This is a genomic window from Microbacterium sp. SWDP-B6 (assembly GCF_059803615.1).
Genome location: NZ_JAPFGV010000007.1, coordinates 81,453 through 98,191 on the forward strand (window position 1 = coordinate 81,453; position 16,739 = coordinate 98,191).

The window sequence follows — 16,739 nt, forward strand, 5'->3', positions numbered from 1 at the left end:
ACTCTGCTGTACTGAAATCAAGAACGCAAAGAAGCGCACGAAAGGCCCTTGATGCTCAAGCCCATCGCCACCGCGACCCGTGACCTCGTCAAGCTCGACGGCGTCTGGAAGTTCGGGATCGACTCCCGCCTCCCGGAGGAGCCCTGGCTCGCCGCTCTCGATACGCCTCTCGAAGCAGCCGTTCCGGCGAGTTACAACGATCTCTTCACCGATCCGGCGATCCGCGACCACGTCGGCTGGGTCTACTACCAGCGGTCAGTGCAGGTGCCGCGCGGTTGGGCAGGAGAGCGCATCCTGCTGCGCTTCGATGCGGCGACCCATTCGGCGAAGGTCTACGTCGACGACCGGCTCGTCGGGGGGCACATCGGGGGGTACACGCCGTTCGACATCGACGTCACCGATGTCGTGAAGCCGGGCACCGCGTTCCGTCTCACGGTAGCCGTGAGCCCCGACCTCACGAACACCACCATCCCGCCGGGCAAGATCGAAGTCGGCATGACCGGCGCCAAGACCCAGACCTACTTCCACGACTTCTACAACTACGCGGGGCTCGCGCGATCGGTGTCGCTGTACTCACTGCCGCAGGTGCACGTCGACGACGTCACTGTGGTGACGACCTTCGAGGGCACCACCGGTCTCGTCGACTACCGCGTCGAGACCGTCGGTGGTGCCGACGTGCGCGTCAGCCTGGCGGATGCCGCAGGCAGTGTCGTGGCGACGTCGTCCGGCCCGGAGGGCCGTCTCGAGATCGCAGACGTCGTACTCTGGAAGCCGGGCGCCGCGTACCTCTACGAGCTGACGGTCGAGGCCGTCGACGGAGAGGACGTGCTCGATACGTACTCCCTGGCGGTCGGTGTGCGAACGGTCGCGGTTCGAGGCGAGGAGTTCCTCGTGAACGGCGAGCCTTTCTACTTCACCGGATTCGGCAAGCACGAAGACACGTTCGTGCGTGGCAAGGGTCACGACGACGCCTACATGGTGCACGACTTCCAGCTGATGGAGTGGACGGGTGCGAACTCGTTCCGCACCTCCCACTACCCCTATGCCGAAGACGTCCTCGACTTCGCCGACCGCCACGGCATCCTCGTGATCGACGAGACCGCGGCCGTCGGCCTCAACATGGGCGTGGTCGGCGGTCTCAGCGGCACCCCGCCGTTCCCCACCTTCTCGGAGCAGTACGCCGGGGCGGAGACGCAGGCTGCGCACGCACAGCACCTGCGCGAGCTGATCGGGCGTGACAAGAACCACCCGTCGGTGGTGCTGTGGTGCATCGCCAACGAGCCGGCCTCGAACGAGGACGGCGCGCGCGAGTACTTCGAGCCCCTGGTGGACCTCGTGCGCGAACTCGACCCGACGCGTCCGATCACCTACTCGATGGTCATGTTCGCCACGTTCAAGAACGACCAGATCATCGACCTCTTCGACGTCGTGAGCCTCAACCGTTACTACGGCTGGTACATCAACGCCGGCGATCTCGCGACGGCGGAGATGTATCTGCAGGGAGACATCCAAGGCTGGATCGATCGCACCGGCAAGCCCATCATGATGCTGGAGTACGGCGCCGACACGATGCCGGGTCTGCATTCGGTGTGGGACCAGGTGTGGACCGAGGAGTACCAGACCGATCTCCTCGCCATGTACCACCGGGTGTTCGACCGCTTCCCGCAGTTCGTGGGCGAGCAGATCTGGAACTTCGCCGACTTCGCCACCACCAACGGATTGCACCGCGTCGGCGGCAACCGCAAGGGCATCTTCACCCGCGAGCGCAAGCCCAAGGCTGCCGCATTCGCGCTGAGGCAGCGCTGGCGCGGGCTCGACGGACGCAAGCCTGCAACAGACGCCTGACCTGCCGGCTTCACGCAGAGGAGAAACCACATGACCATCGACAGAGCCGACGTCATCGTCACGAGTCCCGACCGCAACTTCGTCACGCTCAAGATCACGACCGCTGACGGCGTGACAGGGCTCGGTGACGCGACACTCAACGGGCGCGAGCTCGCGGTCGTCGCCTACCTGACCGAGCACGTGGTGCCGCTGCTGATCGGCGCGGACGAGTCCCGCATCGAGGACACGTGGCAGTTCCTCTACCGCAGCGCTTACTGGCGTCGCGGACCCGTGACCATGGCGGCGATCGCCGCAGTCGACATGGCGCTGTGGGACATCAAGGGCAAGGTCGCCGGCCTTCCGGTCTACCAGCTGCTGGGCGGTGCCAGCCGCAAGGGGTTGTTGGCCTACGGGCACGCCTCCGGCAAAGAGCTGCCCGAGCTGTTCGACTCGATCCGAGCCCACCAGGAGCAGGGGTACCGAGCGATCCGGGTGCAGACCGGTGTGCCGACGCTGAAGGCGATCTACGGCATCGCCTCGCAGTCGGCCGACACCGGAGGAGGAGAGGCTCGATACGACCACGAGCCGGCCCGTCGCGGAGCGAAGCCCGTCGAGGAGGACTGGGACACCCGCGCCTACCTGAACCATCTGCCCGGTGTGTTCGAGGCGGTGCGCAACGAGTTCGGCCCCGACATCCCGCTGCTGCACGACGGCCACCACCGGATGACGCCGATCCAGGCCGCGCGCCTGGGCAAGGACCTCGAGCCGTACGACCTCTTCTGGCTCGAGGACTGCACGCCGGCGGAGAACCAGGAGGCGCTGCGCCTGGTGCGCCAGCACACCACCACACCGCTCGCCATCGGCGAGATCTTCAACACGGTGTGGGATTTCAAGGACATCATCCGCGACCAGCTCATCGACTACGTCCGCGGTGCCGTCACCCACATGGGCGGCATCAGCGCGCTGAAGAAGACGCTCGACTACGCCGCGATGTACCAGATCAAGTCGGGCATGCACGGCCCGACCGACATCTCACCGGTCGGGATGGCGGCGGCGATGCACCTCGGGCTCGCGATCCACAACTTCGGAATCCAGGAGTACATGCAGCACGGCGCCCGCACCGATCAGGTCTTCCAGCAGTCGTTCACCTGGACCGACGGCTACCTGCACCCCGGTGACAAGCCGGGACTCGGTGTCGACCTCGACGTCGACGAGGCGGGCAAGTATCCGTACGAGCAGGCCTACCTGCCCTACAACCGGCTGCTCGACGGCACCGTCCACGACTGGTGAGCGAGTCGATTCGCCCGTCGGTCGTGGTGATGGGCGTCTCAGCCGCGGGAAAATCCACCGTGTCCCGTCTGCTCGCGGAGCGCCTCGGCATGGATTTCCTCGATGCGGACGACCTGCACCCCGCGTCCAACCGGGCCAAGATGAGTTCGGGAACACCACTGACCGACGAAGACCGGATGCCGTGGCTCGACCGCGTGGGTGAGGAGCTCGCCCTGCGGTCGGCATCCGGTGCCGTCATCGCCTGTTCCGCGCTGCGCCGGGTCTACCGCGACCGCATCCGGGCTCGGGTGCCCGGCGCGGTGTTCGTGCATCTGCATGGGAGCGACTCTCTGCTCGCCGAGAGGGCTGCGGGGAGGACAGACCATTTCATGCCTCCGTCGCTTCTGCGGTCTCAGATCGACACGCTGGAGGCGCTCGAACCGGACGAGATCGGCGTGACGATCGATGTCGCGCCCGCGCCGGAGCAGATCGCACGCGCCGCCGTCGAATGGCTCGAAAAGCCCCGGACATGACACGCTGGGAGCTGGGAGGAACCATGGACGACGAACTGCCCGGCGAACTCGCGGAGCGCATCCGCCGTCGCAACGGCGCTGCGACCATCTACGACATCGCGGAACTCGCTGGAGTGAATCCGTCGACGGTCTCGCGCGCGCTCAGCAAGCCGGGGCGGATCAGCAAGAAGACGGAGGAGCGGATCCGCGCGGCCGCCGATCGCCTCGACTTCCAGTTCAACCCGATGGCTCGCGCGCTTCCCACCGGACGCAGCCACACGATCGGACTGATGGTGGCTGATATCACCAACCCGGTGATCTTCGGGATCGTCCGTGGCGCGGAGCACACCGCGGCTGCTGCCGGCTACACGTTGGTGATCGCGGAGTCCCAGGAATCGGGGGAGGCAGAAGCAGAGGCGGTCTCTCGTCTGCTTCCGAGTGTCGATGGACTGATCCTCGCGACCACCCGACTGGGCGACGAGCGCATCACCGCTCTGTCGGAGCGCAAACCCGTCATCCTCATCAATCGACAGGTCGACGGAGTCGTCGGCGTGCTGCCTCAGGTCGAGGAGGGCGTCGTCGCACTCGTCGCTCATCTCGCCGAACTCGGGCACACCTCCCTCGCCTACCTCTCCGGACCCGAGACGTCGTGGATCAGTCGGCGACGCTGGGAGAGCCTTCTCGACGCCGCTGAACAGCGTGGCATCGCGGTGGTCGAGATCGGCCCGCTCAGCCCCACCATCGACGGAGGGCGAGAGTCGCTCCGCCGAGTGCAGGCGGCCAGGGCGACGGCCGTGATCGCGTTCAACGATCTGATGGCGATCGGCCTGATCCAGGCGGCATCCGCCTCCGGCATCCGGGTCCCCGACGAGCTGAGTGTCGCAGGCTTCGACGACATCTTCGGCAGCGAGCTCATCGTCCCTGCGCTGACCACCGTGCGGGCGCAGTTGGAGCTGGCAGGCGAGCGCGCCGTCGGCAAGGTCCTCGAGGCTCTCGGTGATGCGACGGAGGCCGTGAGCGACGAACCGCTCGCGACCACGCTCGTCGTGCGCGGGAGCACCGGCCCGGTCGCTCGGGGCTGAGACCGGGGGTCCGAGACGTCTCGGAGCGCCAGCCATCCACCATTTCTGGCAATCGGTTGCCTTGTTGTTCGGAATCTGTTTTGATGGAACCGTCTCAACAGCGAGACGGTCTGGAGTCTTCGATGTCGAATGCACTGTCCCCACTCCCCGGTCGCGGGGAGCGCATCACCGCAGGGCCGCGGCCATGAGCGAGCCCCTCACGCAGGTGGCCGGCGAGGAGTCTCGCTGGACCTCGACGGTCGCGGTGCACTACGACGCGAAGAGGCCCCTCTCGCGCTACATCCGCTGGTATCTCCTGCTCTCGCTGGCCGTCTCGGCGGTCTGGGCGGCGACGAACGGCATCCTGATGCCGAACCAGATCCAGATCCTGGAGTTCGGCTCGTTCTTCGCGGGCGCGGATGCCGGGGTCGATCTGCAGGCGCTGACCGAGCTCGGCCGAGCCGTCGCCTCTGGCGAGGTCACCCCGACCGCCGAGCAGACGCGACAGCTCGCTCTCCTCTCCGACTTCGAGGCGGCGCGCGCGAACGGGCTGGCTCTGGTGACGACGACCAGCGCCATCATCGTGATGATCCTCCAGCCGGTGATCGGTGTGCTCTCCGACCGGACCCGCTCGCGTCTCGGTCGGCGCGCTCCCTGGATCCTGTACGCCGGTCTGATCGGTGCTGTGCTCCTCGTCGCCGTCCGTTACGCGCCGTCGCTCGTCGTGCTCGTCGTGCTGTGGTCCGCGACCGAGCTGGCACTGAACGTCGCGGGCAATCCACTGCAGGCGACGGTGGCCGACCGGGTGCCGCGGGATCGTCGCGGGCGTGTGACCTCGTGGACGAGCATGGGCGCCATCATCGGCGGCATCCTCGGCGGAATCGGCGCCGGCGCTCTCTTCGGGATGATCGGCCTCGACTTCTACCTGATCCTGGGCCTGATGGTGGCGATCGCCACCATCCTGTTCGTCACGCGCAATCGCGACGAGTCCTCGAGCGACCTGGAACGCGAGCCGTTCGCCTGGAAGCCGTTCCTCCTCGGATACGCGAGCGCGCTCACAGCCCGCAACTACCGCTGGCTGTGGATCTCGCGCGTGCTCTTCTTCTTCGGCTACAGCACGTCGACGGTGCTCAACCTGTACATGCTGCAGAGCTATGTCCGCCCTGCGCTCAGCGCCGCCGAGGCATCGGCGATGGTGCCGATCCTGGGGCTCGCGGGGATCCCCTTCACGCTCATCGCCGTCGCGATCTCGGGCAGGCTCTCCGACCGCGTGGGGCGCCGCAAGCCGTTCATCATCGTCGCGTCTCTTCTCATGGCCGTGTCCATGGCGATCCCGCTGATCTCTCCGACCCTGCCGGCGCTGTTCGCCCAGGTCGTCCTGACCGGACTCGCCTTCGGCATCTATCTGCCGGTCGACAACGCCATGTTCATCGACGTTCTGCCCGATCCTGCACATGCCGGACGCGATCTGGGACTCGCGATCGTCGCCATGAACCTCGGCCAGGCACTGGCACCCGCCCTCGCTGCTGCTGTGGTCTCGCTGACCGGCGGCTACCAGCTCGTCTGGGGCGCGGCCCTCGTGCTCGTGGCACTCGCGACGCTGACGGTGGCGCCGATCAGAGAACGCAAGGGCGCGGATGCCTAGGTGGGGCATCGTCGGTACGGGAGACATCTCCGACCGGGTCGTCGCCGACCTGCTCGACATCAGCGGTGAGATCAACGGGGTCTGGGGGCGTACCGCTGAGCGAGCTGACGCATTCGCCTCGCGGCACGGAATCGCGTTCGCGACGTCGGATCGTTCTGCGCTCCTGGGGCGTGACGACATCGACGCGGTGTACATCGCCACGCCTGCCGACACGCACACGGCGATCACGCTCGAGGCGCTCGACGGGGGCCTGCACGTGCTCGTCGAGAAGCCGATCACCACGTCCGCCGCCGATGCGGAGATGCTCTTCGCCCGAGCTGCACAGGCCGACCGCTTCCTCATGGAGGCGATGTGGATGCGGTTCAATCCGCTCCACGTCGAGCTGATCCAGCGCATCACCGGAGGGGAGCTCGGCGCGATACGCAGCGTGCGAGCGAGCTTCGGCACGCCGTTCTTCCCTCGGCCGGGCAAGGCGCGACCCGAAGACGGTGGCAGCATCCTTCGAGACCGTGGCATCTATCCCGTGACGCTCGCGCACTGGTTCCTCGGTGATGCCGATGCCGTGACCGCGCGGGGAGTGATCTCGGACGGTGTCGACCTCGCCGGTCACGCGACTCTCGAGCACACCGGTGGAGCCTTCGCCCAGCTGGCCTGGTCCGGTACGGAGTTCCTCGATCTCTCCGCGGCCGTGAGCGGCGAGCGCGGATGGATCACGATCGACCCGATGTTCTGGGCGGGCAGCACCGCCCATGTGCACGCCGGCTCGGCCGAGCGCATCTTCCGCGCGCCGGAGCAGGTGGAGCATCCGCGAGTCGGCCACGGCTACGGGCCGATGCTCGAAGCTGTGACCGCCGCGATCGACTCCGGCGTGCGCGAGCACCCCTGGCACGACGCTGCGACGACGATCTCGGTCACCCGAACGCTCGACCGCATCCTCGCAGAGATCTCTTCCCCGTCGCTCTGATCGCGACCCACCCACCCAGAAGGAACCCATGGACATCTCAGGCAAGGTCTTCGTCGTCACCGGCGCAGGGAACGGCATCGGACGCGAGGTCACGCTCAGACTGCTCGCCCAGGGGGGCTCCGTCGCCGGCGTCGACCTCAATGAGGTCGGTCTCGACGAGACGGCCCGCCTCGCGGGGGCCGGTGGCCGTTTCACCGCGCACGTCGTGAACATCACCGACCGGGATGCGATCGACGCGCTGCCCGACGCTGTGATCGCGGCTCACGGACAGGTCGACGGCGTCGCGAACATCGCCGGTGTCATCCAGAAGTTCGTCAAGGTCAACGATCTGCCGTTCTCCGAGATCGAGAAGGTCATGAACGTGAACTTCTGGGGCGTGATGAACGTGTGCAAGGCGTTTCTCCCGCACCTGCTCATCCGCCCGGAAGCCTCCCTGCTGAACGTCGCGAGCATGGGTTCCTACGCTCCCGTGCCCGGCCAGGCGGTCTACGGAGCGTCGAAGGCGGCGGTGAAGCTGCTCACCGAGGCGCTGTACGCCGAGCTCCTCGACACGAACGTGCACGTCACCGTGATCTTCCCCGGAGCGATCAGCACCGGCATCGCGGCGAATTCGGGTGTCGATCTGGGAGGTGACGCGTCGGCGGAGAACAGCTCGTACAAGACGACCACGCCGCAGGAGGCCGGACGCGTGATCGTCGACGCCATCGTCAAGAACCGCTTCCGCGCGACGATCGGCTCGGACGCGGCCACCATGGATCGCCTCTCGCGCCTCAACCCCAAGCTCGCGACGACCATGATCGCGAAGCAGATGGGAGCCCTGCTGTCATGACCTCGACGACGTCGCCCTCGACCCGCCGGATCTACTGCAACCCGCTCGACCTCGAATACCGCTATCAGGACGTCAGATTCACAGGTGTCGTGCGCGGCCTCACCATCGGGGAACCGCGACGAAGCGTGCACAGGGAAGGTGCTGATCCGTCGCTCGTTCGATACCGCGGTCGGTACTACCTCTTCGTCTCGATGTCGCGGGGATTCTGGCACTCGGATGACCTCCTCGACTGGCAGTACGTCGCGACGGACAAGATCCCCCCGTACGATTACGCTCCGGACGTCAGGGTCGTCGACGACGCCCTCATCATCAGTGCATCCCGGAAGACGAACTCCCCGTTCTTCCGCAGTGTGGATCCGTTGGCCGACGACTTCGAGGAGATCACTCCGGGGACGTTCGAGTTCTGGGACCCGCACGTGTTCCAGGACCTCGATGACCGGGTGTACTTCTACTGGGGCTGCAGCAGTGACGACCCGATCCGCGGGGTGGAGATGGACTCCACCTTCACGCCCATCGGGCAGCCGGTCGATCTCATCACCACGGACACCACGACCCGCGGCTGGGAGAAGACGGGGGAGGACTATGTCGTTCCCGAGCCGGTCACCGAGCGAGAGAAGCTCGTCGCGTCGTTCTCCAACGGCAAGCCCTATCTGGAGGGCGCGTGGATGACGCGCGTGGATGACACGTACTACCTGCAGTACGCCGCCCCGGGAACGGAGTGGAACACGTATGCCGACGGCTACTTCACGGGTGCGCATCCGCTGGGGCCGTTCACCTATTCGCCGACGAATCCCTTCTCCTCCAAGCCCGGCGGCTTCATCACCGGGGCCGGGCACGGGAGCACTGTGCAGGACGAGTACGGCAACTGGTGGCACACCGCCACCATGCGCATCAGCATCAATGACGTCTACGAACGGCGGGTGGGACTCTTCCCCGCAGGATTCGATGAAGACGGAGTCCTCTACTGCAACCAGAACTTCGGAGACTATCCCTGCGCCGTGCCCGCCGGTCCGGTGGATGCGCGGGAACGGATCGCGCCGGAATGGATGCTGCTCTCCTACAGAGCCGGTGCGCGCGCGTCGTCGTCGGCGGAAGGCCACCTGCCGGGCCTTGCCGTGAACGAGAACATCCGTGACTGGTGGGCATCCGACGGACCGGGCCGCGGGCACTGGATCGAGATCGAGATGGACGGCGGGCACGAGGTGCACGCCATCCAGGTCAACCTCGCCGATCACGAGCTCGCCGACTACGCGTCCGCGGACCTGATCGTCGAAGGAAAGGACCAGGGGCACACGTGGCGCGGCATCCATGCGGACCATACGGCGGCGCAGTTCACCGTCGAGGGGTCGATCGACGGCCAGGAGTGGGTCACGCTCCACGACTCGCGTGACGACGAGCGGGAGCGCCCGCATGCCCTGATCCTGCTCGACGCCCCTGCGGAGTATCGACTCATCAGGGTGCGGGCGGATCGGGTTCCGTTCGACGGCCCGTTCGCGGTGAGCGGCATCAGGGTCTTCGGCGTCGGAGTCGGCGAGCCTCCCGCTGAGACGACGCCCCGTGCCGTGCGCACCGATGGGACGACCGCGGAACTGGACTGGCCTCCCGTCGACGGAGCGCACGGCTACAACATCCGCTATGGCCACGCGCCTGACCGCCTGTACCACAGCTGGCTCGTCTACGAGCAGAACCACCTGCGCCTCCCGTCGCTGAACGACGGGGAGACCGTGTGGGTGAGCGTCGACTCCTTCAATGAGAACGGAGTCACTCCCGGCCGCGCATTCGAGGTTCCTCCTCGTGTGTGAGCACGGTCGCGTTTGAGGATCCCCGCTCAAAACCATCGGCCAGGGTTTCATGGTCGGTGTGACCAACCCCAAGAGGATCGTGTTCTCTCATCTCCGTGCGTGACGCGTCGTGGGAGCGGACCTTCGCGTGGTTCGCCGCAAGGCATGCTGCGCACCGCGCCCGAGAACGACGGCAGCCGCCCGCCGGTGTCGACGAGGGCGGGCGATGATCATCGCTGATCCGGTGACGAGGCGGCGATCTCGGGTCAGCGTGCCAGTGAGAGGGTCGCGATCGCCGATTGGATCGCCACCGCGGCGGCTCCGCGCGCCCAGGCGGTGAACCCGGGCTCGTCGATATAGAGCTCGATGGGATCCGCGAGCGGGTCGCGGTCGGCGGCGATCGCGCGTCGGATGGCGGGTTCAGCGACCGAGAACAGACCGATGCCATCGCCGGCGAGAACCGTGGCGGGCTGCATCGTCAGGTTCGCTGCGAGGGCGATGAATCGGCCGAGCGCTTCGCCTGCTGCATCCGCCACCGCAGTCGCTGCGGGGTCTCCGTCTGCGGTGAGCGCCAGGAACTCCTCGTAGTCGACCGCGCGTCGCAGGGCACCGGAGACCTGAGCGGTGATCGATCCCGACGTGAGCATCGCCTGTGCGCACCCGCGGTGTCCTCGGTCGCAGAGGGGCCCGTTGGCTGCGAGCGGGATGTGTCCGCCGAGACCCGCGCCGACTTCGCGCGTGCGCACGACCTCGTTGTGAGCGACGACCGCGTATCCGATGCCCTCACCTATGGTGATCACTGAGAATCCGGGCAGGCCGCGGCCCATTCCGAACCACCTCTCGGCCTCGGCGAGCGCGACGAGGTCGTTCTCGACGGTGACGGGCAGTCCGGTCGCTTCGGCGAGCATCGCCGCGAACGGCACGTCGTGCCAGTCGAGGAACGGCGCGAACTCGACGACGCCGTCGTCGACGGAGCCGCCGAGGCTCACGCCGATGCCGCGGATGTCGCCGTCGAAGTCGTCGATCGCCGCGCGGATGTCTGTGACCACGCTCGACGGGTCGGAAGCGGTGAGGGGGCGTGTGGAGGAGTCGACGAGAGTGGCGCGGACGTCGGTCAGAGCCGCGTGCAAGGTGTCGCCGGTCAGCTTGATACCGACGAAGAAGCCCCGGTCAGGGGCGATGTCGAGGGGCCTGGTCGGTCGGCCGACGGAGCCGTCGACGACGTCGTCGAGCTCGATGAGCAGCCCGGTGTCGAGGAACGGCTTCGCCAGTCGGGTCAGGCTCGCTGCTGAGAGTCCGAGTCGACTCGTCAGGGCCGAGCGCGAGATCGGCCCGTGGATCAAGACCGCCTCGGCGAGCGCGTTCTCGCTCTCTGTGAGCATGATCACCTCCTCGTTGTTTCCATTGTGGCAGTAAAACGGGGTTCCTCCCTGAAATCGAGGGGTCAAAATCGGGTCTTGGCTCGTAGTTATTTTCGTGATAGAACTAATCCATGCATTTCAGCAATGAGGCTCTGCAGGAGAGCGTGATGGATGATCTCGAGTCCCCGGCCACCCGCGATCGCGTGATCCACCTTCACCGCGGCGGGACGAGTGTCGTCATCGACCTCGAGTCCGAAGAGGTGCCCGTCATCGTCCACTGGGGTGAGGAGCTCGCCGACTCGACTCCGGAGACGCTGCGCAGCCTCGCCGTCGCCGCGCGTCCGCAGCGGGTGTCCGGCGGTCTCGACCGCACGGCACGTCTCAGCACGGTCGCCACCGAGGCCTCGGGCTGGCTGGGAACGCCCACAGTCGAGGGGCACCGTGGGGGAGTCGGCTTCAGCATCAAGCCCGAAGTCGTCGAGGTGCGCGTCGATCACCACGCGGCCGCCGTCGAGCTGCAGGATGCGGAAGCGGGGATCCGCCTTCGGTGGGACGTCGAAGTCGGCGTCGCAGGGCTTCTCCATCAGCGCATGACCGTGAGCAACACCGGCGACGGCGGCTATTCCCTCGATGCTCTGCAGCTCGCCTTCCCCACCCCGGGGGATGCCACGGAACTGCTCGACACGACCGGTCACCATCTTCGCGAGCGCAGCGCTCAGCGGCACGTCTTCACTCTCGGCACCCACCTGCGCGAGAGCCGGAGGGGACGTCCGGGGGCGGACGCGACGGTGCTGCTGGCCGCGGGGCGGCCCGGGTTCGGGTTCGAGTCCGGTCGGGTGCACGGCATCCACGTCGCGTGGAGCGGAAACCACCGCGTGCTCGCCGAGCGGGTCGTGACGGGCGATGCCTTCCTCGCCGGCGGTGAGCTGTTCGCCCCCGGTGAGGTCGTGATCGCCCCCGGAGCGTCCGTATCGTCGCCCTGGGTCATCGGCTCGTGGGGCGAGGGTCTCAACCAGCTGGCGCAGCGCTTCCATTCCGAGTGGCGCGACCGTCCCCAGCATCCGCGCCGTGCGCGTCCGATCACTCTCAACACGTGGGAGGCCGTCTATTTCGACCATGACTTCGACCGCCTGGCTGCGCTCGCCGATACGGCAGCGGCCGTCGGGATCGAGCGGTTCGTGCTCGACGACGGGTGGTTCACGGGGCGACGCGACGACACCCGAGGGCTCGGCGACTGGGAGGTGGATGCCGAGGTCTGGCCCGAGGGTCTGCATCCTCTCGTCCGCAAGGTCACAGGGCTCGGCATGGAGTTCGGGCTCTGGGTGGAGCCCGAGATGGTGAACCCCGACAGCGACCTCGCCCGCGCGCATCCCGACTGGATCCTTCAAGGCCGGTCGTCGCTGCCGCCGTCCGCACGGCAGCAGCAGGTGCTGGACCTCGCGAATCCCGACGCGTACCGACACATCGCCGATCGGCTTCTCGCCCTCCTGGGCGAGTACCCGATCGCCTACCTCAAGTGGGATCACAACCGGGATCTCGTCGATGCGGGCAGCGGCCCCGGCGGATCCCCGCGGGTGCGCGAACACACCCTCGCGCTCTACCGACTGCTCGATGAGCTGAAGGCGGCCCACCCCGATCTCGAGATCGAGAGCTGCGCATCGGGCGGTGCTCGAGTCGACCTCGGCATCCTCGACCGCACCGACCGCATCTGGACCAGCGACAGCCTCGACCCGATCGAGCGGCTCGAGAACCAGCGCTACACCGGCCTCGTCGTGCCGCCCGAGATGATGGGCATGCACCTCACGAGCCCGGTCGTGCATTCGTCGGGGCGCACGGTCTCGCTCGAGCTGAGCGCCGCTGTCGCCCTGCTCGGACACTTCGGTATCGAGTGGGACCTCACCTCCGCCGACGAGGAGACCCGGGGTCGTGTCGCCGCCTGGATCGCCCTCGCCAAGCGGCTGCGTCCGCTGATCGCCGACGGCACCGTCGTCCACGTCGACGGTGTCGAGCCGGGCATCGACGTGCGCGGGATCGTCGCCGAGGATGCCGCGCACGCGGTGTTCACCATCACGCAGGTCGCGACGAGCGCCGCCTACCCGGCGGGGCGCGTCCGGTTCCCGGGGCTCGACCCTGCCCGCTCGTACGCACTCCGCATCCTCTCGCGTCCCGCGCACGACCCTGCGCAGTCGCCGCTCGCGTGGGTCGAAGAGCCCGTGACGATGACCGGCCACGAGCTCGGGAGCATCGGCGTCCGCCCGCCCGTGCAGTTCCCGCAGCAGGCGACCGTCGTCGAGATCGTTTCACAGCACTGACAACCGAGCAGTTCTTCCGCGCAAGGAGGCGCACACATGAGAATCAGACATCGGCAGACAGCCAGGGCGGTCGCCATGGCGGCTGCACTCGGCGCCGTCGTGGCGCTGGGGGGATGCGCGTCGTCGCCGGACGACGGCGTCACCACCCTCAGCTTCTTCCAGTTCAAGGGGGAGGCACTAGAGGACTTCAACGCGATCATCGCGGACTTCGAGGCCGCGAATCCCGATATCCGCGTCGTGCAGAATCAGGTCGCGGACTCCGAGACCCTCATCCGCACGCTGCTCGTCAAGGACAAGGCGCCAGACGTCATCACCCTGAACGCGAACGGCGGATTCGGGGACCTCGCTCAAGCCGGGGTGTTCTACGACTTCTCCGATGAGCCGGTTCTCGAGACCATCAACCCCGCGGTGCAGGAGATCCTCGCAGATCTCGGCACCAAGCAGGACGAGGTGAACGGACTCGGTTACGTCAACAACGCCAACGGCGTCATCTACAACCAGGACATCTTCGAGGAGCAGGGGCTCGAGGTCCCCGAGACGTGGGACGAGTTCATCGCGGTGTGCGAGGCCCTCGAGGCTGCGGGGATCACCCCGTTCTACGGCACCCTCGCGGACTCGTGGACCGGCATGCCGTCATGGAACGCTCTGGGGGCGTACGCCTCGCAAGGCGGCTTCTTCGACGACCTTCGCGCGGAGGGTGAGGATGTCGGCGCCGATTCGGCCGTCTCGTTCGAGAAGGACTTCCCCGAGGTGATGGCTCAGCAGGCAGAGCTCTTCTCGTACATGCAGGAGGGATACCGCGGCCGCACCTACGACGACGGCAACGCGGCCTTCGCCCGCGGCGAGTCCGCCATGCTGCTGCAGGGCATCTGGGCGCTGAACCCCGTCAAGGCCATCAACCCCGACATCAAGGCGGCGATCTTCCCCTACCCGGCGGCGGACGATCCTGATGATCGTCTGCTGGTCTCCGGTGTCGACGTCGTCGTGACCATGGCGAAGGACACACCTCATCGCGAGGAGGCGCTCCGCTTCATCGAGTACCTGTTCGACGTCGGAGTGATCGAGGAGTTCGCCGCTTCTCAGAACATGATCCCGTCGGTGGAGGGCGCCGAGCTGAGCGACGACCCTGCGCTGCAGTCGGTCAAGCCCTTCTTCGACGAGGGGAAGATCACCGGCTTCATCGATCATCAGGTGCCGCCGAGCATCCCGCTGGTCGCGATCGTGCAGCAGTTCCTGTTCGACGGCGACGCGGATGCGGCGCTGTCGACCCTCGACAGCGAGTGGCGCAAAGTCGCCGCCCGCACCATCCCCGTGACGGGAGACGAAGAATGAGCACCCTGACCAGCGCTGTGCGCGCCACGACACCGGGGCCCGAGGGCACGAAGCGAGCGCGCCGGGTCCGCACCGCGAGCTCCCGCGCGCTGCCCGCCTATTACTGGATGGTCTGGCCCGCCGTCATCGCCTTCGCCGCGTTCCACACCATCCCCGTCATCGTGGGCATCTTCTTCAGCTTCACGAACTACGCCGGCTACGGCGACTGGAACTTCGTCGGCATCTCGAACTACCTCAACCTCTTCAAGGACGACAGAGTCCTGAAGGCCTACGGGTTCTCGTTCCTGTTCGCCATCGTCGCCACGATCCTCACGAACGTGATCTCGCTCTCGATCGCCATGGGGCTCAATGCCAAGATCCGCGCACGGAACTTCTGGCGCGGCGTCTACTTCGTACCGTACGTGCTCGCGATCCTCGTGATCGGTTACGTGTTCCAGTTCCTGTTCTCGAACTCGCTGCCGAAGATCCTGTCCGGCATCCCGCTGTTCCGCGACAACATCCTCACCAACCCCGATTGGGCGTGGACGGCGATCGTCGCACTGGCGGTCTGGCAGGCCTGCGCGTTCTCGATCATCATCTACCTCTCCGGTCTGCAGACGATCCCGAGCGAGTTGTACGAAGCCGCATCTCTCGACGGTGCATCCTCATGGCGGCAGTTCGGATCCATCACCTTCCCGCTCATCAGCGCGTTCTTCACGATCAACGTCGTGCTGAGCCTCAAGGGCTTCCTGCAGGTCTTCGACCCGATCGTCGCCCTTACGAACGGAGGGCCGGGCACGTCGACCGAATCGGTCACCCTGCTCGTCTTCCGCGGCGGATTCTCCGGTGGAGAGTTCGCCTACCAGACCGCGAACGCCGTGATCTTCTTCATCGTGATCACGATCGTCTCGCTCCTGCAGTTCCGGGTCCTTCAGCGCAGAGAGGCCGATATCTGATGACCACCGCAACCACAATCCTCGCCGAAGCCGAGGCGACAACACCTCGCCCCGGATGGCGCGCCAGGCGCGCCTCCGAGAACGACGACACCCGCAAGACGAACTGGTGGGCGACCGCGCTCATCGCCGTCTGCGCGCTGACCGTGCTCATCCCGCTGTACCTCGCGGTCGCCGTCGCGCTGAAGACGCCAGAGCAGCTCGCCGCCGGCAACGGGTTCGAATGGCCGAACCCGATCCGCTGGGAGAACTTCGCCGACGCGTGGGCGCGGACCGCGTTCCCGCAGGCGCTGCTTAACACGGCGCTGATCACGGTCGGAGCGGTCGTCTTCACCCTGCTGACCAGCTCGGTGGTGGCGTACGCGCTCGCCCGCAACAGCCACCGACCGTTCTTCAAGGGGGTGTTCTTCTACTTCCTCGCCGCGCTGTTCATCCCGTTCCCGATCATCATGCTGCCCCTGGTCAAGCAGACGTCGCTCCTCGGTCTGGACAACCAGGTCGGCATGATCGTGCTCTACACGATCTTCGGCATCTCGCTGAACGTCTTCATCTACAGCGCCTACATCCGCTCGATCCCGATCGAGCTCGAGGAGGCGGCGCGCGTCGATGGAGCATCCACGTGGCGGGTGTTCTGGCAGATCGTGTTCCCGCTGCTCACGCCCATGAACGCCACCGTCGGCATCCTCACCTGCGTCTGGGCATGGAACGACTTCATCATGCCGCTGGTCGTCCTCACCGACCCCGGTGCGCGCACGATCCCGCTGGCGCAGTACGTGTTCCAGGGCCAGTACAACACCGACTACACGACCGCCTTCGCCTCATACCTGATGGCGATGGCGCCGCTCCTGATCGTCTACATCTTCTCGCAGCGGTGGGTCATCTCCGGGGTCACCCGGGGATCCATCAAGTAGGCGTGA

At 66.7% G+C, this 16,739-nt stretch carries 13 protein-coding genes; 12 read left to right on the forward strand and 1 reads right to left on the reverse strand.

The genetic code is table 11. The annotated features are described in order from the left end of the window. Positions 1–51 precede the first annotated feature (51 nt). The 8 genes from uidA (at position 52) to OPU70_RS10980 (ending at position 9,906) form a co-directional block, all read left to right on the forward strand. Entirely contained in the window at positions 52–1,845 is a 1,794-nt protein-coding gene (gene uidA, locus OPU70_RS10945; protein ID WP_498557763.1) for a beta-glucuronidase, read from the forward strand. Between the two features lie 30 nt (positions 1,846–1,875). Beyond that, positions 1,876–3,114, forward strand: coding sequence for a D-mannonate dehydratase ManD (gene manD, locus OPU70_RS10950; RefSeq protein ID WP_079113524.1), 1,239 nt, complete (start codon positions 1,876–1,878; stop codon positions 3,112–3,114). Beyond that, the gene (locus tag OPU70_RS10955; RefSeq protein WP_498557764.1) at positions 3,111–3,626 is read left to right on the forward strand and encodes a gluconokinase; all 516 of its coding nucleotides are present in this window, start codon (positions 3,111–3,113) and stop codon (positions 3,624–3,626) included. The genes manD and OPU70_RS10955 overlap by 4 nt, the downstream gene beginning before the upstream one ends. Positions 3,627–3,649: 23 nt before the next feature. Further along, complete coding sequence (locus OPU70_RS10960; RefSeq protein WP_498557765.1) at positions 3,650–4,687, forward strand: LacI family DNA-binding transcriptional regulator; 1,038 nt, start codon at positions 3,650–3,652, stop codon at positions 4,685–4,687. Positions 4,688–4,871: 184 nt separating this feature from the next. Continuing rightward, a complete protein-coding gene (locus OPU70_RS10965) occupies positions 4,872–6,311 on the forward strand; it encodes an MFS transporter (RefSeq protein WP_498557766.1) in 1,440 nt (479 codons plus the stop codon). Beyond that, on the forward strand, positions 6,304–7,275 hold the full coding sequence (locus OPU70_RS10970) for a Gfo/Idh/MocA family protein (protein WP_498557767.1): 972 nt from the start codon (positions 6,304–6,306) through the stop codon (positions 7,273–7,275). The genes OPU70_RS10965 and OPU70_RS10970 overlap by 8 nt, the downstream gene beginning before the upstream one ends. 28 nt (positions 7,276–7,303) lie before the next feature. Beyond that, positions 7,304–8,104 (forward strand): SDR family NAD(P)-dependent oxidoreductase, encoded by an 801-nt coding sequence (locus OPU70_RS10975; protein ID WP_498557768.1) that lies wholly within the window; start codon positions 7,304–7,306, stop codon positions 8,102–8,104. Further along, positions 8,101–9,906 (forward strand): family 43 glycosylhydrolase, encoded by a 1,806-nt coding sequence (locus tag OPU70_RS10980; protein WP_498557769.1) that lies wholly within the window; start codon positions 8,101–8,103, stop codon positions 9,904–9,906. The genes OPU70_RS10975 and OPU70_RS10980 overlap by 4 nt, the downstream gene beginning before the upstream one ends. Positions 9,907–10,151: 245 nt before the next feature. Here the strand turns inward: OPU70_RS10980 and OPU70_RS10985 are convergent, their stop codons facing one another. Beyond that, positions 10,152–11,267 (reverse strand): ROK family protein, encoded by a 1,116-nt coding sequence (locus tag OPU70_RS10985; protein ID WP_498557770.1) that lies wholly within the window; start codon positions 11,265–11,267, stop codon positions 10,152–10,154. A 110-nt stretch (positions 11,268–11,377) separates the two neighbouring features. On the opposite strand from OPU70_RS10985, the gene OPU70_RS10990 reads away from it, so the two are divergent. From OPU70_RS10990 to OPU70_RS11005, 4 genes are read left to right on the forward strand one after another with little or no spacing between them, the layout of a single operon-like run. Continuing rightward, entirely contained in the window at positions 11,378–13,558 is a 2,181-nt protein-coding gene (locus OPU70_RS10990; protein WP_498557771.1) for an alpha-galactosidase, read from the forward strand. A 36-nt stretch (positions 13,559–13,594) separates the two neighbouring features. Continuing rightward, on the forward strand, positions 13,595–14,890 hold the full coding sequence (locus OPU70_RS10995) for an ABC transporter substrate-binding protein (protein ID WP_498557772.1): 1,296 nt from the start codon (positions 13,595–13,597) through the stop codon (positions 14,888–14,890). Further along, entirely contained in the window at positions 14,887–15,825 is a 939-nt protein-coding gene (locus OPU70_RS11000) for a carbohydrate ABC transporter permease (protein ID WP_079113516.1), read from the forward strand. The genes OPU70_RS10995 and OPU70_RS11000 overlap by 4 nt, the downstream gene beginning before the upstream one ends. Next, positions 15,825–16,733 (forward strand): carbohydrate ABC transporter permease, encoded by a 909-nt coding sequence (locus tag OPU70_RS11005; protein ID WP_498557773.1) that lies wholly within the window; start codon positions 15,825–15,827, stop codon positions 16,731–16,733. Before OPU70_RS11000 ends, OPU70_RS11005 begins: the two co-directional genes overlap by 1 nt. Positions 16,734–16,739 lie beyond the last annotated feature (6 nt).